The sequence below is a fragment of the Aliivibrio sp. S2TY2 genome (genome assembly GCF_028765525.1).
GTDB lineage: Bacteria > Pseudomonadota > Gammaproteobacteria > Enterobacterales > Vibrionaceae > Aliivibrio > Aliivibrio finisterrensis_A.
On sequence record NZ_JARACS010000011.1, the window covers coordinates 45,448 to 64,713 of the forward strand.

Here is a 19,266-nt window from a genome sequence, read left to right on the forward strand (position 1 = left end):
CGAACATAAGTTCGACGGGCTTTTTCTTATTTATACCAATCATCCCAGTAAACGAACTTCACTTGGATTAACCGCTCGATACATAAAATAAGCAACGGTCTCTAAGTCACTATAGAACGCAAGATTTTCACTTAACATATAAGTTTCAAGAGACGTATCCATAAAGAAAGCTCTGCTGTATGCATCTCCTGCTTTATCTAAATTCCCATTCAACTCTGCTAACTTCCCTTCTAGTATGTATGAGAATGCGGACTCTCTATGCTTAAATGCCAAGGTTAAATATTCAGCTGCAACCTCTTTGTTATCTTGCTTAATTGCTATCATTGCTAGCGCTTCATAGATACGAGAAGGCAACACCTCTTCATTTAACGTCGAATAACGTAATGCTAGGTCCTGACTTAACTTTTCGATCTTGGTGGTATTATCATCGAGATCCAATTCAGGATTTAACGCAGAGAAAGCATTATAAGCAATGTATAACTCTGAAAGTACATAATCATTATTTGGCTCAGCTAACGAAATTTTCTCTAATAAAGCAATCCCTTGTTCAAACTCTGCGGGATCAGACTGATTAATAAAATGATTCGCTCGAATAAGCATTTCAAGTAAACCGCGCTCTTTCGGTAAACCAAGCATCAATCTATCCATCTCGGCTTCTGTTATTGTGACACTAAGCGCGCTCATTAAATCTAAAGAAGACTGACGTAATACATGCTCAAGATTTGCATTGGTCATTAAATATTGACGGCTAAACAGGACTCGATTTGAAGTATTACTGCGATACTCTACATCCAAATACGTTTTATTTTGCTGTTCCTCAACACGAACATTCACCGCTTTCCCAGGCAATATCCCAGTGGTAAAAGTCGTTTTGTTTAATTGAACGCGATAGTCACCAATGCTTGCTAAATCAGCCATTAATTTTTGGCTTATTCCATCAGCGAGAGACTCCGTTTCATTGTTATCATTTCGACTAGTATGAAAGGTAAATTCAATTAAATCAGTATCAATAGCTTTGGTAATATGTGTTGATGTTTGTTGATAGGTCACAGAAAAGATAACGGCTATTAATACAAGAATTAAAAAACCATCAAACGCGAGTAGCTTCCAACGATGTAAGCTATTAAAGCTTTCACCTTGTTTTTTCTTTTCACTATTTACGTGATCTGAAATTGCCGTTACAGAACGAGTAAGTGGCGCAGCGGGAAAAGGCAATACACTCTGCGATTCTGTTTCTTGGTGTTGATGTATGTCTTGCGAATCACCATCTGAGGACACTACGTTCTCTAACGGTAATTTTGCACCATCACACGGCTTCCAATATGGGGTATCTTCAAGACGAACCTGATGAGTTTCAGCAACCAGTTTATACCCTCGTTTAGGCACAGTGACTAAATAGCGAGTATTGTCTAATCGACCATCACGTAATATTTTTCGTAGCTCAAATACTGATTGCGTTACGACTTGGTCAGTGACAAATGCACCATCCCAGACGTGCTTAATCAGTTCATCACGACAAAATACTTCCCCGGAATGCTGGGCTAAAAACTGTAATAAGTTGACTAAACGAGGTTCGACTGAGACTTCCCTATCTTGGCGATACAACTTATTTTCTTCAATAACTAGTGTCCAGTCATTAATTTGAAAACAGATCCCGACCATAAGATACTCATATTTGATTAAATATTAATATAAAACGAGTGAAATAAACGCCTCAAAAATAATAATCTTTAGCGTGATATTTACGTCTATATAAAATGAAAAATTGATTATAGATAACCCTAACTCTCTTTTATATGAGATTTCCCTTTCAAAAATGAAATCTTAGGATCCAAGCAAAGGAGAACGGTAAAAAATAACGCCCATAAATTACAAGATCATGATTTTCAAAATAAAAAAATACCAGTCTATAGAGCCAAACGTTGTATGATTCACTATTGTTTTTTTATCCACTCGATTAACAGTTCGGTTATTAGTATGAATGAAATTCATCCAATATGAATACAACATAAATAGGATATAAATAGATTAGGAAATTTCAACTCATCATTTTTTATACATTTAAAATAATAAGGATAAATAAAAGCTAAAAAATTATTAATATATCCATCAACTAAGAAAAATGGATCTCCGCATACCTTAAGAAGAAAACAAAAAATAAACGGTTGACCTAATGTTAAGTTGAGGTTTTAAAGTGAACGGACATTAACAAGATAGGCCAATGACAAGGAGTCATCCATGACACAATTTGAACACGCTAATATCACTGTACCTAATATTGATGCCGCTACCGCTTTTCTTTTAAACGCAGCGCCTGATTTTCGTATCAAGGCAGATAAAACGCCTGATGGTGCTCATCGTTGGGCTCACATAGGAAATGCGAATTGTTATTTTGCACTGCAAGAACCACAAGAGATGAGTAGTTCAAAAGACACGCGCTCTCCGTATCAAAATATAGGGATTAACCATATTGGCTTAATCGTTGAAGATTTAGATAAAATACAGCAGAAATTACTGGCTTTAGGGTATGAGCAGAATGGAGAGATCATGCAAGAGAAACATGGCAGACGCTTATATTTTTATGATAAAGCACACTTTGAATGGGAATTAGTCGAATACAGTAGTGATAAAGAAGAACGCTATTTCTATGAGTAAATAATAGGTTATCCGTACTTAAATAAATGCAAAGGAGCTAATGCTGAGATTAGCTCCTCCTTGAGGACGGTTCGGTGTTATGTATTTCGATTAAGAATAAAGTGAGTACTTCCTAACCCTAACATCATGGCAAAAATGAATATAACAACATCACCATTTCCAAGGCCTAAACTTGATACCGCAGGCCCAGGACAAACTCCAGCAATCCCCCAACCTAGACCAAAGATGGCTGCACCTGATAGTAATTTCGCATCAATTTTTTTGCTGGTAGATAAACAAAATTCTTCAGCATTGAGTGGTTTTGCTTTTGATTTAATCAATAGAAAGTACGCAGGCATGAACACCAATAGCGCCCCTCCCATTACAAACATCAAGCTTGGATCCCAGTGACCAGCGACATCTAAAAAGCCAATCACCTTTGCAGGATCAGCCATGCCAGATATTGCCATACCTAAACCAAATAGAAGGCCAGAAATAAGCGCAACTAAACGAAACAATACATTATTCATAACCATCCCTTAGTAAAGTACATGCAATCGAACAAACACTGTTATCGCAGCAACAAACATGAAGACTACAGTGGCAACCATTGAGCGAACGGATAAACGCCCAATACCACAAATACCATGGCCACTTGTGCAACCATTACCTAAACGAGTACCAATACCCACCAGTAAACCTGCAACAATAAGCATACTGATTGAAGTTTGATATTCTTTTGGCACTTCCGCGCCTAAAAAATAAACCCCAACTAAACCACCACTTACCATGCCAATAACAAATAACCATCGCCATGCATAATCGCGTTTTTTCGGTGCCATTAACCCTGTAAGTACACCACTAATACCCGCAATTTTACCGTTAAGTAAAAGCAGTAACGTTGCAGATACACCTAGCAACATACCGCCAAATAAAGAGCTCCATGGAATCGTCATCATTATTCCTATTTCGGTTATTTATTGAACACATATATTTAGAATACGGTCCAAACCAATATTAGTCAACCCTTAATTAGAATAAGTTAAATTAACTATCACTAAAGTTGTTACTGATAAAAAATTGAAATGAACAAAACACAGCCTCGACACTCAAGAAGGAATAAGGTAGTTTAGGGGTATAGACGTATAGAATGCTACAGATAAAAAATAACTTAAGGATAAGTTGTGCCGATAAAAATACCAGATCAACTCCCTGCAGCTGAAATATTGCGTGAAGAGAATATCTTTATCATGCAAGAATCTCGTGCCACCACGCAAGCCATTCGTCCTTTGAAGGTGATCATTTTAAATTTGATGCCAAAGAAGATCGAAACAGAAACTCAATTTTTACGCTTACTCTCTAATAGCCCACTACAAGTAGATGTAGAGCTATTACGCATTGATAATCGCACCAGTAAAAATACACCAACCGAGCATTTAGATACTTTTTATCGTCAATTTGAAGGCATTAAAAATCGTAACTTTGATGGACTGATCATCACTGGCGCACCATTAGGTTTAGTGCAATTTGAAGATGTGATTTATTGGGATCACTTACAAACCATTATGACATGGGCAAAAGATCATGTGACTTCAAGCCTCTATGTTTGTTGGGCTGCACAAGCTGGCTTAAAACTGCTTTATGATTTACCAAAACGTACACGTAAAGAGAAGTTATCCGGCGTGTATAATCATGATAATCTCGATCAGCACCACCCTATTTTACGAGGTTTTGATGATCAATTTTTAGCGCCTCACTCTCGTTACGCTGATTTCTCAGCTAAATATTTAAGCGAACATACTGATTTAGATATTCTAGCAACGTCTGAACAAGCTGGGGTCTACTTAGCAGCAACTAAAGATAAACGAAATGTGTTTGTTACAGGTCACCCTGAATACGACTCTTTTACTCTGCATAATGAGTACGTTCGTGATCTTGGTGAAGGCATGGAACCAACCATCCCACTAAATTACTATACTGATGACAATCCTAAACTCCCCCCTAAAGCAACGTGGCGCAGTCACGGACACTTACTGTTTTCTAACTGGCTCAATTACTGTGTTTACCAACAAACACCGTACGATCTTGAGCACTTTTCAGAGCAGAATTTTACACGAGATTAATTTATCTTCAGGCATTAACGCACTGTTAATGCCTAATCCCAAGCACAAAACAGTCTTTGTTATCTGATAACTAGAGCCCATTTTTTTCTTTTAAAATAGAAACAACTCCTTCATTTAATTCAGATCAATCAAGCCTCTATTTATAAAATCAACAACAATTCAAATGAGAACTCGCTCAATAAAACCCTATGAAATATAAGGTATTAATGCCTGTAGTTAATTTTAATTATAAATAAAATTTATGCAGGTGGATCTATGTTGTATTTTGAATTTCTCTTTTTATTACTCGTACTCTATATCGGTTCCCGATTTGGTGGAATTGGCTTAGGGGTTGTCTCTGGGATTGGTTTGGTGATTGAAGTCTTTATCTTCAAAATGCCACCAACCTCTCCGCCAGTCACCGTCATGTTAATCATTTTGGCCGTTGTTACTTGTGCCTCTATATTAGAAGCGGCAGGTGGGTTGAAATACATGCTACAAGTGGCTGAACGGATCTTAAGAAAGAACCCTAAACGCGTCACCATCATTGCCCCTTTTGTTACGTATGCAATGACATTCCTACTAGGTACTGGTCATGCTGTTTATTCTATTATGCCTATCATTGGTGATGTGGCATTAAAGAATGGCATTCGTCCTGAGCGCCCAATGGCCGCAGCTTCTGTCGCTTCTCAAATCGCTATTACTGCCTCACCTCTTTCTGCTGCGGTTGTGTATTATCTAGCACAACTAGTGGATATTGACGCTTCTATTACTCTAATGTCTATCTTACTGGTAACCGTGCCAGCAACGCTATTCGGTACATTAATGTTAGCGCTTTATAGCTTACGCCGTGGTAAAGAATTAGAAGATGATGAAGAATACCAAGCTCGTTTAAAAGATCCTGTTTGGCGTGAAAAAATCTTAAATACAACATCAACTTCTTTAGATGAGAAACTACCAACAACAGCACGCAACGCAGTACTTATCTTTTTAGGTGCGATTGTTTCTATCGTTGTTATCGCAATGTGGCCAGAAGTGAGAACGATCACCGAAGGTGGTGCGCCAATCAAAATGTCTGTTGTTATCCAAATGATGATGTTGGCGTTTGGTGGTGTCATTCTATTAGCGACGAAAACCGATCCTCGTGATGTGCCTAATGGTGTGGTATTTAAATCAGGTATGGTTGCGGCAATCGCTATCTTTGGTATCGCATGGATGTCTGATACGTATTTCCAATATGCGATGCCTCAGTTTAGAGCGGGCATTGTAGATATGGTTACGCTTCACCCTTGGACGTTTGCTTTAGCATTATTCATTGTATCTGTTGTAGTAAACTCACAAGCCGCAACGGCTCGTATGATGTTACCTGTTGGTCTTGCTCTAGGATTAGAGCCTGCCTTGGTGATTGGTTTAATGCCTGCGGTATATGGTTATTTCTTCATTCCGAACTACCCATCAGACATTGCAACGGTGAACTTTGATAGCTCAGGAACAACCAAAATTGGTAAGTACTACTTTAACCACTCATTTATGTCAGTCGGTTTAATCGGGGTAGTTTCTGCCTGTATACTTGGCTATGTATTAGGCCAAATAGTAATTGGTTAATTAAAATAGTCATTTAAAAAATAAAAAAGCCCATGCGTATTCTCATACTGCATGGGCTTTGTTTTAGCTTAAAGTAATTACATCGATAAACTAAAGAATAGACCCGCTAAACATGCACTCATCAAGTTAGCTAACGTACCAGCCAGTACCGCTTTAAAACCCATGTTCGCAACTTCAGCACGACGCTCAGGAGCCATCACACCAATAGAGCCTAATTGAATCGCAATAGAACCAATGTTAGCAAAACCACATAATGCAAACGTGATAATAACTTGAGTATAAGCAGATAATTGATCTTTATGTTGAACAAAGTCGATGAAAGCAACAAACTCATTCAGTACTACTTTTTGACCGATATAAGAACCCGCCATGATCATTTCATGCTTAGGTACACCAATGATCCATGCAACAGGTGCAAACAAGTAACCGAATAATGTTTGTAGTGTAATGCCCGCAAAACCAAACCATTCACCCACCATTTCTAGGCCACTGTTTACCATTGCGATAACACTCACAAACGCAATTAGCATAGTACCTACAGCAACCGCGACTTTCATGCCGTTCATTGCACCACTTGCTAGCGCATCCACCACATTACTTTGTTCACTCTTATCAATGGTTAGTTCATGCTGATCAACAGGAGTCGCTTGCTCAGGAACTAAGATTTTCGCCATTAATAAGCTACCTGGTGCTGCCATGAAGCTTGCTGCGATTAGGTATTTAAGCTCTACCCCTAAACCTGCATAACCGCCAAGCACACTACCTGCAACCGATGCCATACCACCCGCCATTACAGCAAACAGTTCAGAACGTGTCATTTGAGCTAGGAATGGACGAATAAGAAGGGGAGATTCACCTTGAGAAAGGAAGATGTTACCAGTTGCAACGAGAGATTCTACTTTACTTGTACCGAGGAATTTTTGAATTGCACCGCCAAGAATTGCGATGACTTTTTGCATGATGCCTAAATAATATAACGCGGAGATAAGAGCACTGAAAAAGATAATGATAGGAAGAACACGAATTGCAAAAATGAAACCACTGGAAGCTAAATCACCAAATAAGAAAGCAATACCTTCATCAGCAAAACCAAGTAGGCTAGCGACGCCATTACTTAATCCTGCCAATGCGGCCTGCCCCCATGGAAAATACAACACCAGAGCAGCAAAAGAGAGTTGTAATAAAAAGGCTCTAGATACGGTCTTCCAATTAATTGCTGAACGTTTCTCAGAAAATACCCATGCACAAAAGATAAGTGCACACATGCCTAATAGGCTAAATAAAATAGTCATAATTACGCCTATGAAATTTTAGAATAAAAAGAAGAAACAAAAGGGGTTGCCATCGTAGATGACGAGATCGGTGAGGAGTGACTACACCAAGAGGAAGTGATGATAGAAATAAGTATGTTCATTGATTACCCTTACAAGCTGTTTAACAGTAGCTGGTCCAAGTCCTTGGGGTCATTCACTGTTCCATGTGACGGCTTGTATTGGGGGTAGGAGTATACATAGAGCAGATTTAAAATCACGAAATATGTGAATTAAATCACAAATTTTACTTATCTGAAAAATATTCACAGCAAATATACACAAACTACAAAAACAAATGGTTACAAAAATAACGAAAAAACGCATTAACTACGAATATCACATAAGTTCATCAAGCCAAGCATGCTAGAGTTAATATAAAGAGCCCCCCTACTATAAGGCCTCAAAATGGCAAATACAGAATACATTGAAACACTTGACCTTCTTGATAAGATCAGCGTTATTACTTATCGCTCAGGGATAACATTATTTTCCTTAGCATTGCTGTTAAGTAGCCTTGCTATTGCTGATGATATCTCACTCATATTAATCAACTTACCAATTAAAACACTCTCGCTAGCTTTGCTTGCCTTATCTTGTGCAATGAGTGCTGCTAATTTGCATGTTTATGATAAAAAGGTACGAATGATCATCACTTGGTCTGCATGGATTGGACTGATATTACTCACTCAACTTGATGACTCTCAACTCCTTTGGATACCTTTAGGCTTTATGTTTGTTACTTTTTCAGGCATTGCACTTAAAGAGTCATTCTGCTTTAAAGTAGCAGGATTAAAAATGGTTCCTACCCTCTTATGTATATCCACCTTTATGTTTGCCCTAGAGGTATGGATAGTCGCTATTCTTTGTTTTTCTCTTTGTGCTGTCATTTTTCTTTTTCTATCAATACAAAAATGGAAGATGCCATTACATTTTGATATTGGTAACAAAAAACTCTATCAAAATTAGCACTTCCAAAAATGAACTAATTAGTTTACTTTTAGCTTTACACCGTTCACGCCGGTAACACTGTATGGCATAAGTTACTTCTTGATGTTTGAAGTAATCTAACTCTTAACTAAGGCATTAATAGCAAGACCATGATATTACCTATTTTCTATATTTTTCTTGTTATTGTGTGCATTCTTCCTATTGCTCCTGGTGTGCTCGGCGTATTGAGCGCTTCATTGAGTTATATGCCCTCTATTGGTCTGTCTACATTTTCACTAGACGGTTATTTATCTGCTCTCGAATGGAGTGGCGTTTCACATTCAATATTCCTAACACTTACTAGTGCTTTTGTTAGTACTTTTGTTTCTTGTATTGTTGCGTTTGCTATTCTACAAGCCACTTGGCAGCAACCTGTTTGGAAAAAAGTAGAACCTTTACTATCCCCACTGCTTGCTATGCCTCATGTTGCTTTTGCTATTGGCTTTGCTTTTCTTTTTTCACCAACTGGAATGATAGCAAGGCTCCTGAATCCTTTTTGGGTATTTGAGTTCCCTGTCATTATCAATGATTCTGCTAACATTGGGTTAATTCTGGTTTTAATTATTAAAGAAGTGCCTTTTTTACTGCTGATGAGTATTCCTATAATGCAGCAATTACAGGTGGATAAATCAGAGAGAGTTGCAGCCAGTCTTGGGTATCAACGACATCAGATTTGGTGGAAATGTATTTTTCCACAATGGTTAAGAAAAGCCCGCTTTCCAATATTAGCGGTAATTGCCTATAGCGTATCCGTTGTTGATGTCAGTTTGATCCTTGGTTCAACCAATCCTCCTACCTTTGCAGTATTAGTCTGGCAATGGTTTAGTGATCCTGATATTCAATTACAACCCAGAGCGGCGGCTGGCGCTATGATCCTTCTTTTACTTTGCTTATTACTTATTGGATTACATCGTTTTTTAGAGTGGGGAATAACGCAACACTGCCGTCATTGGCAAATATCGGGAAGAGTGGGAATTCGCCTTCCTGGCCTATCTCTTTTTGTTGGTCTTAGTGGCATTGTCGCACTTTCACTTCCTATAATGATGTTATGGAGTGCCTCTCAGCGATGGCGTTTTCCTAACTTATTACCGACACAATTCACCTTACGCTTTTGGGAAAGTGAATGGACTACGCTGTTTCCCGTTATTGCTGACAGCATTATTATTGCCGTTATCTCGTCATCTCTGGCTCTTATTTTCGCTCTACTTGGTCATGAATATAAATTGAAATACCGTTGGCATATCCCATCGATTTTGATTGCTGTTCCTATGTTGATACCACAACTCTCACTTCTTTTTGGTATTCAAGTCAGTGCGCTTTATTTCTCAAGTGATTCTTATTGGCTTTGGGTTATTTGGGCTCATGTTTTTTTTGCTTTTCCTTATGTTTTTCTAGCGTTAGATGGCCCTTGGCGTAGTTTTGATCAACGATTAACACAAACCGGACTAAGTCTTGGTAAATCACCACTGCAATGTTGGATAAAAATAAAACTCCCTTTACTGCTTCCTGCTATTTTGTATGCTTGGGCTGTGGGAATAAGCGTAAGCCTTGCTCAGTACCTCCCGACTCAAATGCTTGGTGCAGGCAGAATAATGACATTAACAACCGAAGCCGTCGCCTTATCAAGCGGCTTTGATCGCCGAATTACTGCCTTATATGGACTATGGCAAGCATTGTTGCCGTTTGTTTTCTTTAGCTTGGCACTCTTTATTGGACGGCACTATTCACGTCGTTCTCATCTTAATTCAACAACAAGGAAAGTGATGAGTAATGAGTCTATCAATAACAAATCTCAGCATACTCACTCGTAACAGTTCACCATTATTAACTGATTGTTCTTTTTCAATTCAAAAAGGAGAAACGCTCAGTGTTATGGGCCCTAGCGGTTGTGGGAAATCAACATTATTAAGTGTTATCGCAGGACACCTAGCTCAAGATTTTTCTTATACTGGTGATATTCAAGTTAACGGCAATACAATTACTCATCTTGCTTCTCACGAAAGGAAGGTTGGGATCTTATTTCAAGAAGATCTGCTTTTTCCCCATTTATGTATTTGGGAGAATCTTGCTTTTGCATTGCCCAATAACATCAAAGGTTCGCAAAGGAAAACAGAGGCTCTTAATGCACTGAATCACATACATTTAAACAAACTTGCCAATGCCTTCCCTGACCAAATCTCTGGGGGACAACGAGCACGAATAAGTCTTGTGAGAATGTTACTTGCTAAGCCGGCTGTTGCCTTACTAGACGAGCCTTTTAGTAAACTGGATAAAGCGCTACGAGTACAATTTCGTGATTGGGTGTTTGAACAGTTAGCAGAAGCAAATATACCGACATTACTCGTGACTCATGATGTTGATGATGTACCAAAAAACAGTCAACAATTGATTTGGCCAATGGAGAGCCCTCATGCTTGATAAATTCAGCATTCAATTAATCCGAAAACCTCTGGCTATGTCTGCCATTGGGTTAGATAAACTGGGGATCACTGCAAATCAAACAACACTTTTTGGCTTTACTCTAGGCTGTTTAGCCTTCCCTGCATTAATATTTCAACAATACCATTTAGCATTGGTTTTAATTGTCTTAAATCGCGTTTGTGATGGACTTGATGGTGCACTCGCGAGGATTAATGGCATTACTGACTCTGGTGGTTTTCTTGATATCAGCTTAGACTTTTTGTTTTATTCTTTAATTCCATTTGGGTTTGTTCTCGCTAACCCTGAACAAAATGCGATTGCGGGTGCTTTCTTAATTTTCTCTTTCATTGGCACAGGAAGCAGCTTTTTAGCATTTGCCTCTATGGCTGGAAAGCGAAACATTGAAAATCCAATCTATAAAAACAAATCTCTTTATTATATGAGTGGTTTAACGGAGGGAACTGAAACCATTGCTTGTTTTGTATTGTTCTGCCTTTTTCCTGCTCATTTTGCCATCATTGCTTATATTTATTCTTCTCTGTGCTGGATAACTACCTTTAATCGAATTTGGTCAGGATTCCACACACTAAAGGAAAGCGAAGAACAAGATAATATTAATGCCTAGTGCCTAGTGCCTAGTCTAAAAGGAAAAAGCCACAGTAATAAAAAATCACTGTGGCTTTTATTTATCATTTACTTATTAAGGTTAGAGTAAGGGTTAATATTCCTCTACGGCAAATAGCGTTTCCATATTTAAACCTTGTTGCGTCATGATTTCTCTTAATCGACGCAAACCTTCTACTTGGATCTGTCTTACTCGCTCACGCGTCAATCCTATCTCTTTACCGACCTGCTCTAACGTTGCCGTTTCATAGCCAAGCAGACCAAAGCGTCGAGCAACAACTTCTTTCTGCTTTGGATTGAGTTGACCAAGCCAACCAACAAGAGAAGCATTTATGTTGTCTTTTTGGGTTTCAGACTCTGGATCACAATGTTTAGTATCAGGAATAATATCCAGAAGCGCTTTATCCGATTCACCACCAACCATGGAATCAACAGACGTAACTCGCTCATTAAGGCGTAACATACGGCTGACGTCACTCACTGGTTTATCGAGCTTTTCTGCAATTTCTTCAGGTGTCGGTTCATGGTCAAGTTTTTGTGACAACTCACGAGCTGCACGCAAGTAGACATTCAACTCTTTAACGACGTGAATAGGCAAGCGGATAGTTCGCGTTTGATTCATAATCGCACGCTCAATCGTTTGACGGATCCACCATGTCGCATAAGTAGAAAAGCGGAAACCTCTTTCTGGGTCAAACTTTTCAACCGCACGAATTAGCCCAAGATTACCTTCTTCAACTAAGTCTAATAATGCCAAGCCACGGTGGTTGTATCGACGGGCAATTTTAACCACTAATCGAAGATTACTTTCAATCATTCGAGCTCGTGCTGCTTCGTCTCCTTTTAAGGCTAAGCGACTAAAATAAACTTCTTCTTCTGCTGTTAGTAGTGGAGAAAAGCCAATTTCACCTAAGTATAGTTGCGTTGCATCCATTACTTTTTGCGAACTGCTTACCTCAAGGCGTTCCGATTCATCCTCAATAACAACCTCATTGTCATTAATCGTCTCTAAATCGAACTCTTCAACTTCTTTAGTTACTGCATTGCTTTTACTCATAGCGCCTCCCCATGGCGAGCCAGCAAGACATTACAACTCAGCTATGTCATCCTTGTTACGGTAAATACCGTTGTGGATTTACCGATTTCCCTCTAAAGCGGATCTCAAAATGCAAACGAACACTGCTCGTACTTGAGCTACCCATTGATGCGATTTTTTGTCCCGCAGCGATATTTTGACCTTCTTTAACAAAAAGTGATTCGTTATGAGCATAAGCACTTAAGTAATCATCGTTATGTTTAATTATAATTAAATTGCCATAACCTCTTAGTGCATTACCCGCATAAACTACCGTTCCTTTTGCGGTTGAGATGACATCTTGGCCTCGTTGACCTGCAATATCGATCCCTTTATTACCTTGGTCTCCTGTTGAAAACTTAGCAATAACTCTTCCTTTTGTTGGCCATAACCAAGAATCAACCTTTTCCGATTTTTTTTCTACCGGCTTTGGTTTAGGAGTCGGTTTTGGTGCAGGTTTCGCAACCGGCTTTGGCTTAGAAGATGTTATCGATTTGTTAGAATCAACATACTCCTTAGGTTTCGGATTTTCAACCTTTTTTGTGCTTTCTTTTTGAGCAATCGATGTTTTTTTATTGCTTGGCGTTACCGATTTCGAGCTACTGACAGGCTTATTATTAGCAACTGGAACTACCGCAACCGCTGTTGCAGTGGTTGTTGGGGAGGTGTTCTTTTTACTAACTAAATGCCCATCATCACCATAAGCCGGAGCGACATACTTAGGGCCCCATAATTTTATTTTTTGTCCTGGGTGAATCACATATGGTGCTTGAAGTTCATTATAGGCAATCAATTCTTTGACATCTTTATTGGTAACATAAGAGATAAAATACAGTGTATCTCCCTTTTCAACTCGATAATAACTGCCTCGATAGCTACCACGTTCAGCGCCCCCATAAGAGGAAGTACTCGTATTATTAACACTAGATACGGGAGCAGGACGGTGCGGCCCCATAGAGCAACCCGAAAGTAATAAACTAAAAAGTGCAGCCATGAGCCACAAACGAGAGGGGATAAATATCATCTTATTCATTACTACTATGCTAATTCACCTGCAACTAATGGAACAAAGCGTACCTCTTCAATAGTTTCTGAGCTGAACTCATCACCATGTCGAAGAATAAGCAATAAATGCTGTGTTTCCTCACCGATAGGGATCACTAATCGCCCCCCATCTTTAAGTTGCCATAATAAGTCATTAGGAATGGACTCAGCAGCAGCGGTTACAATTATCGCATCAAATGGACCTTTGCTTGCCCAACCTTGCCAACCATCGCCATGCTTTGTTGATACATTATAAATATCTAGCTGTTTTAAAAGCCGTTTTGCATTCCATTGTAATGATTTAATACGCTCTACTGAGTTTACATGATCAAGTAATTGCGCTAATACCGCAGTCTGATAGCCTGACCCGGTACCAATCTCAAGAACAGTAGAGTCACGTTGCAAAGCAAGAAGCTCTGTCATTTTAGCGACAATATAAGGTTGAGAGATTGTCTGCCCTTCACCAATAGGAAGCGCATTATTTTGATAAGCTTGATGAGCTAATGCTTCAGATACAAAGCGCTCGCGCGGTAAAGCTCGAATTGCAGCCAGTACCAGCTCATTTTGAATGCCTTTTTGACGTAAAAATTGAACAAGCAATTCAGTACGCGAATTATTCATTATTTAGCACTCTCTATTGATAACCAATCCGCCATCATGGCCAAGGAGTCATGAGCGGTTAAATCGACCTGCAGCGGAGTAATCGACACCTGATTATGTTTAATTGCATAAAAATCAGTCCCTTTGCCTGCATCTTGTTTTTTACCAGGAGGGCCTAACCAATAAATCGTTTCGCCACGAGGATCTGTTGCTTTAATCATACTTTCTGAATGATGTCTTGCACCTAAACGAGTCACTTCCCAAGACGTTATTTGTGCATAAGCACAATCGGGGACGTTAACGTTTAATACTCTCTCCGTTGTTAGCGGTTTTTCTATATGATTGCGCACTAACTCTAAGGCAACTTGAGCGGCGGTATCAAAATGATTACGCCCTACTAATGACATGGCAATTGCGGGTAATCCAAGAAAGTGCCCTTCTGTTGCGGCAGCAACCGTTCCGGAATAAAGCGTATCGTCTCCCAGATTCGCACCATGATTAATACCAGCAATAATTAAATCAGGTAGGTTGTCTTTCATTAATTCATTCAATGCAAAGTGTACACAATCGGTTGGTGTGCCTTGCACTGAATGAATATTTGTTTCAATTTGGCGAACTCGAAGTGGAGATTCAAGAGTTAATGAATTTGATGCACCAGAACGATTGCGATCAGGAGCAACAATGGTAATATCCGCAATATCTGATAATACGGCCGCGAGAGTATTTATCCCCTCAGCAAAGACACCATCATCATTACTTAACAATATGCGTAACTTATTCACTCTATCTCCATTCCTTTCTTTAAAATTGAATTACTCGTATGTACGTTCTACTTCAATTTCTTGTAATAGTTCACGCATAATTACGGTTGCAAAACTGCCCGATGTTAAAGAGAAATTAAGCGTTAACGTATCGCCTTCAGCTGACCAACTAAGATTCTCTGGATGTAACTCAACAGCACGACGCTCATGGCGCATACGGTTACCACGGATCAAGGCCATTAAATCTGGTTCAGCATCAAGTTGTGGTTGCTCTAGAGTTAATGCAGTTTCACTTGTTGGTAACTGATTATCACCTGCTAATGCAGCACTAATTGACCAGTCACCATTTTGAACTTTTTGAATATTCTCTTCCGAGGTTACATTCTCATTAACCGTACGACCATTTTCATCAAGGAGAATATCACCATCAACAGGCTGAGTGAAGTAACCCTCTGTTATTCTTTGAGAAACAATATGATTGAAAATCCATGAACGAGCGGCTGATAAATAGAAGCTACGTTTTGTATTATCACGAGTTCGTACATTTTCACGACCCCAACGGCGAGCTTCTGTTACGTTATTGCCTTCATGACCAAAACGTTGAGCACCAAAATAGTTTGGCACTCCAGTTAACTTCACTTTTTCTAAACGAGCCAATACATCTTCCATGTCAGTCACTTCAGTTGCAATTAACTGGAAGCTATTTCCTAGAAGATCACCAGGACGCAATTTTTTGTTATGGCGCGTCATTTCTAAAATTTCAACACCTGGGTGCGTAGCTTCAAACAAAGCAAATTTAAGATGATCACTTTTTGGTAAATGAACACTCAACCATTGCTCTGTTATTGCATGACGGTCTTTAAGGCCAGCCCAACTAATATCTTTTGATTTTACACCACAAAACTTTGCTAGCTCGTTTGCTACATACTTAGTGTTTTCACCCGTTTTACGGATCTTAACCATTAAGTGTTCACCCTTTCCTGTGAACGTAAAACCTAATACTTCTTTAACGATAAAATGCTCAGGTAATTGCTTTAATTTACCTGTCGCCACTGGCTTTCCGTATAACCACGAAAAAGTAGACATAATGTCTGACATAGAATGAATCTCTTAAGATGCGTTAACTAATAGCACTACTGCTTCACAAGCAATGCCTTCTTTTCTTCCTGTAAAACCTAGACGTTCAGATGTTGTTGCTTTTACATTCACGTTGTCTAAGCCGGTTTCTAAATCTTCGGCAATAGCAGCACACATAGCTTGAATATGAGGAGCCATTTTAGGAGCCTGAGCAATGATAGTGACATCAGCATTACCGAGCACTAAACCCTTCTCTTTTACTCGACGATAAACATCTCTTAGCAAAGCTCGGCTATCCGCCCCTTTCCATTTATCATCAGTATCTGGGAAATGACGACCGATATCACCTTCTGCAATCGCGCCTAATAAGGCATCACATAAAGCGTGCAGAGCAACATCACCATCAGAGTGCGCAATAAGCCCTTGTTCATAAGGAACGCTAACCCCGCCGATAATTACAGGGCCTTCACCACCAAATTTATGTACATCAAATCCGTGTCCAATTCTCATTATTTGGTTTCCTTTTTCATTTTTTGAAGATAGAACGCTGCTAAATCAAGATCTTCTGGCTGGGTGATCTTTAAGTTATCGGCACGGCCTTGAACCAATTTAGGTTGATGCCCCATCAACTCAATAGCTGAAGATTCATCGGTTATTGATAGCCCTTTATCTAGCCCTGTTTTTAAAGCTAAATAAAGCAGTTCTGTGGTAAATAACTGTGGCGTAAGTGCATGCCATAATACACTACGATCGATAGTCTTCTCTATTGTTGTATCTGTATTTGCTTGTTTCATTGTATCCCGAACAGGCGTCGCTAATATACCGCCTACGTGCTCAGGAATAACGTCATCAATCAACTTTTCAATATCAGAATGACGGATGCAAGGACGAGCGGCATCATGGACCATAACCCATTCAGTTAATTGATTTTCTTGAACGTACGATAGGCCGGATAATACGGAGTCGGCTCTTTCTTTACCACCAGAGACTCGAATAACACGACTGTCTTGCGCAATAGCGAGCTCAGGAAAGTAGGGATCTCCATCGGTAATAGCAACAACCACATTTTCAATCAAAGGATAAGAAAGGAGCTGTTCGATGGTATGCTCTAAAACGGTTTTTCCATTTAAAACTAAATATTGCTTTGGGCGATCCGCTTTCATGCGGCTACCAACACCTGCTGCTGGAACTATTGCAACAATAGAAGACGGCTTGGTTGATGTCATCAATTAACCCTCACTATTTTCATCTATGATTCGGTAAAAAGTTTCGCCTTTTTTTATCATTCCCAGTTCATGACGGGCTCTTTCTTCAATCGCTTCTGAGCCTTTTTTCAAATCGTCAATCTCAGCAAACATCTGTTGATTACGATTTCTAAGCCCTTGATTCACTTCTTCTTGTAAAGCGACATCACTTGATACTTGCGAATAATCGGACATTCCATTTTTTCCAAACCATAAGGTGTATTGCAACCACCCTAAAGCAATCAATAAGAAAATGGCAAATGTACGCATAATGGCTCCGAAAATAAGAAATGATAAAAGAAAGCTAACTATATCAATCCATCATTAGAACTTCACTAGCTGTCTTACTGAAATAAAAAAAACCGCCTCAAATGAGACGGTTTTTATATCTAAATTCTAATCGAACGATTAAAGAATCAAGTCATACTCTCAAAAATTGAGATTATTGACCTTTAACTTCTTTAAGACCGTTGAATGGCGCTAGTTCACCTAGAGCTTCTTCGATACGGATTAGTTGGTTGTACTTAGCAACACGGTCAGAACGGCTCATAGAACCAGTTTTGATTTGACCTGCAGCTGTACCAACTGCTAGATCAGCAATTGTTGCATCTTCAGTTTCGCCAGAACGGTGAGAGATAACTGCTGTGAAACCAGCATCTTTAGCCATCTTGATTGCAGCTAGAGTCTCTGTAAGTGAACCGATTTGGTTGAACTTGATAAGGATTGAGTTAGTGATGCCTTCTTCGATACCACGAGCAAGAATCTTAGTGTTTGTAACGAATAGATCGTCACCAACTAGTTGGATTTTGTCGCCTAGAAGTTCAGTTTGGTGTTTGAAACCAGTCCAATCAGACTCGTCAAGACCATCTTCGATAGATACGATTGGGAATTGCTCAACAAGACCAGCTAGGTAGTGGTTGAACTCTTCAGCAGTAAATTTCTTACCTTCGCCTTTAAGGTCGTAGATGCCGTCTTCTTTGTTGAAGAACTCAGAAGCAGCACAGTCCATAGCAAGAGTAACGTCTTTACCTAGCTCGTAACCAGCAGCTGCAACAGCTTCTGCGATAACTTCTAGAGCTTCAGCGTTAGATTTAAGGTTAGGAGCGAAACCACCTTCATCACCAACTGCAGTGCTGTAGCCTTTAGACTTAAGAACTTTAGCTAGGTTGTGGAATACTTCAGCACCGATACGTAGAGCTTCTTTAAGAGTTTTAGCGCCAACTGGTTGGATCATGAACTCTTGGATGTCAACGTTGTTATCAGCGTGCTCACCACCGTTGATGATGTTCATCATTGGTAGAGGCATAGAGAATACGCCTGGAGTGCCGTTTAGGTCAGCAATGTGAGCGTAAAGAGGCATAGACTTAGCTGCTGCAGCTGCTTTAGCATTCGCTAGAGAAACAGCAAGGATTGCGTTAGCACCGAAGTTTGCTTTGTTGTCTGTACCATCTAAATCGATCATGATTTGGTCGATTTCAGCTTGGTTTTTCGCGTCTTTGCCGATTAGAGCTTCTGCGATTGGACCATTTACAGCTGCGATAGCTTTAAGAACACCTTTACCTAGGAAACGAGATTTGTCACCATCACGTAGCTCAAGAGCTTCACGAGAACCTGTAGATGCGCCAGATGGAGCAGCAGCCATACCTACAAAACCACTTTCTAGGTGAACTTCAGCTTCAACTGTTGGGTTACCACGAGAATCGATGATTTCACGACCTAGAACTTTAACGATCTTAGACATTGTGTTTCCTCTACTTTATCTTTAATTTAAAAGCTAAA

The 19,266-nt window shown here is 39.5% G+C and carries 20 protein-coding genes; 7 read left to right on the plus strand and 13 right to left on the minus strand.

Annotated features, from left to right (window positions below):
* Positions 1–39 precede the first annotated feature (39 nt).
* Positions 40–1,662: a lysine decarboxylation/transport transcriptional activator CadC gene (gene cadC / locus PVK63_RS15430; RefSeq protein WP_274417497.1), complete on the minus strand. Its 1,623-nt coding sequence runs from the start codon at positions 1,660–1,662 to the stop codon at positions 40–42.
* A gap of 576 nt (positions 1,663–2,238) precedes the next feature.
* Between cadC and PVK63_RS15435 the strand changes: the two genes are divergently transcribed.
* Entirely contained in the window at positions 2,239–2,655 is a 417-nt protein-coding gene (locus tag PVK63_RS15435; protein WP_274440734.1) for a VOC family protein, read from the plus strand.
* A 77-nt stretch (positions 2,656–2,732) separates the two neighbouring features.
* Here the strand turns inward: PVK63_RS15435 and PVK63_RS15440 are convergent, their stop codons facing one another.
* Positions 2,733–3,164 (minus strand): YeeE/YedE family protein, encoded by a 432-nt coding sequence (locus PVK63_RS15440; RefSeq protein ID WP_130047779.1) that lies wholly within the window; start codon positions 3,162–3,164, stop codon positions 2,733–2,735.
* A gap of 9 nt (positions 3,165–3,173) precedes the next feature.
* The gene (locus PVK63_RS15445; RefSeq protein ID WP_274440738.1) at positions 3,174–3,596 is read right to left on the minus strand and encodes a YeeE/YedE family protein; all 423 of its coding nucleotides are present in this window, start codon (positions 3,594–3,596) and stop codon (positions 3,174–3,176) included.
* A gap of 222 nt (positions 3,597–3,818) precedes the next feature.
* Between PVK63_RS15445 and metA the strand changes: the two genes are divergently transcribed.
* Positions 3,819–4,757: a homoserine O-acetyltransferase MetA gene (metA, locus tag PVK63_RS15450; RefSeq protein WP_274440733.1), complete on the plus strand. Its 939-nt coding sequence runs from the start codon at positions 3,819–3,821 to the stop codon at positions 4,755–4,757.
* Between the two features lie 255 nt (positions 4,758–5,012).
* Positions 5,013–6,341, plus strand: coding sequence for an anaerobic C4-dicarboxylate transporter (locus PVK63_RS15455; RefSeq protein WP_130047776.1), 1,329 nt, complete (start codon positions 5,013–5,015; stop codon positions 6,339–6,341).
* Between the two features lie 77 nt (positions 6,342–6,418).
* Here PVK63_RS15455 and PVK63_RS15460 read toward each other — a convergent pair whose 3' ends face one another.
* Positions 6,419–7,633, minus strand: a complete 1,215-nt coding sequence (locus PVK63_RS15460) for a NupC/NupG family nucleoside CNT transporter (protein WP_130047775.1) — start codon at positions 7,631–7,633, stop codon at positions 6,419–6,421.
* A 426-nt stretch (positions 7,634–8,059) separates the two neighbouring features.
* Here PVK63_RS15460 and PVK63_RS15465 point away from each other — a divergent pair, with 426 nt between their 5' ends.
* The 4 genes from PVK63_RS15465 (at position 8,060) to PVK63_RS15480 (ending at position 11,687) form a co-directional block, all read left to right on the plus strand.
* Positions 8,060–8,620: a DUF2301 domain-containing membrane protein gene (locus PVK63_RS15465; protein ID WP_274440732.1), complete on the plus strand. Its 561-nt coding sequence runs from the start codon at positions 8,060–8,062 to the stop codon at positions 8,618–8,620.
* 134 nt (positions 8,621–8,754) lie between these two features.
* The gene (locus PVK63_RS15470; protein WP_274440737.1) at positions 8,755–10,452 is read left to right on the plus strand and encodes an ABC transporter permease; all 1,698 of its coding nucleotides are present in this window, start codon (positions 8,755–8,757) and stop codon (positions 10,450–10,452) included.
* Complete coding sequence (locus tag PVK63_RS15475) at positions 10,412–11,059, plus strand: ATP-binding cassette domain-containing protein (protein ID WP_274440731.1); 648 nt, start codon at positions 10,412–10,414, stop codon at positions 11,057–11,059. The genes PVK63_RS15470 and PVK63_RS15475 overlap by 41 nt, the downstream gene beginning before the upstream one ends.
* Positions 11,052–11,687: a CDP-alcohol phosphatidyltransferase family protein gene (locus PVK63_RS15480; protein WP_274440730.1), complete on the plus strand. Its 636-nt coding sequence runs from the start codon at positions 11,052–11,054 to the stop codon at positions 11,685–11,687. Before PVK63_RS15475 ends, PVK63_RS15480 begins: the two co-directional genes overlap by 8 nt.
* A gap of 93 nt (positions 11,688–11,780) precedes the next feature.
* On the opposite strand, the gene rpoS is transcribed toward PVK63_RS15480, so the two are convergent.
* From rpoS to eno, 9 genes are all read right to left on the minus strand, one after another.
* Positions 11,781–12,743: an RNA polymerase sigma factor RpoS gene (gene rpoS / locus PVK63_RS15485; protein ID WP_130047771.1), complete on the minus strand. Its 963-nt coding sequence runs from the start codon at positions 12,741–12,743 to the stop codon at positions 11,781–11,783.
* Positions 12,744–12,798: 55 nt separating this feature from the next.
* Entirely contained in the window at positions 12,799–13,794 is a 996-nt protein-coding gene (locus PVK63_RS15490; protein ID WP_443111693.1) for a peptidoglycan DD-metalloendopeptidase family protein, read from the minus strand.
* 5 nt (positions 13,795–13,799) lie between these two features.
* Entirely contained in the window at positions 13,800–14,426 is a 627-nt protein-coding gene (locus tag PVK63_RS15495) for a protein-L-isoaspartate(D-aspartate) O-methyltransferase (RefSeq protein WP_130044972.1), read from the minus strand.
* Entirely contained in the window at positions 14,426–15,187 is a 762-nt protein-coding gene (surE, locus tag PVK63_RS15500) for a 5'/3'-nucleotidase SurE (protein ID WP_130047769.1), read from the minus strand. The genes PVK63_RS15495 and surE overlap by 1 nt, the downstream gene beginning before the upstream one ends.
* 30 nt (positions 15,188–15,217) lie before the next feature.
* Positions 15,218–16,264: a tRNA pseudouridine(13) synthase TruD gene (gene truD, locus PVK63_RS15505; RefSeq protein ID WP_130087834.1), complete on the minus strand. Its 1,047-nt coding sequence runs from the start codon at positions 16,262–16,264 to the stop codon at positions 15,218–15,220.
* A gap of 12 nt (positions 16,265–16,276) precedes the next feature.
* Positions 16,277–16,753: a 2-C-methyl-D-erythritol 2,4-cyclodiphosphate synthase gene (gene ispF, locus PVK63_RS15510; protein ID WP_130044969.1), complete on the minus strand. Its 477-nt coding sequence runs from the start codon at positions 16,751–16,753 to the stop codon at positions 16,277–16,279.
* Positions 16,753–17,469 (minus strand): 2-C-methyl-D-erythritol 4-phosphate cytidylyltransferase, encoded by a 717-nt coding sequence (gene ispD, locus PVK63_RS15515; RefSeq protein WP_274440728.1) that lies wholly within the window; start codon positions 17,467–17,469, stop codon positions 16,753–16,755. The genes ispF and ispD overlap by 1 nt, the downstream gene beginning before the upstream one ends.
* 3 nt (positions 17,470–17,472) lie before the next feature.
* Positions 17,473–17,757 carry a cell division protein FtsB gene (gene ftsB, locus PVK63_RS15520; RefSeq protein ID WP_130047766.1) on the minus strand — a complete coding sequence of 95 codons (285 nt, stop codon included), beginning with the start codon at positions 17,755–17,757 and terminating at the stop codon, positions 17,473–17,475.
* Positions 17,758–17,929: 172 nt separating this feature from the next.
* On the minus strand, positions 17,930–19,228 hold the full coding sequence (gene eno, locus PVK63_RS15525) for a phosphopyruvate hydratase (RefSeq protein WP_130047765.1): 1,299 nt from the start codon (positions 19,226–19,228) through the stop codon (positions 17,930–17,932).
* Positions 19,229–19,266: the final 38 nt, after the last annotated feature.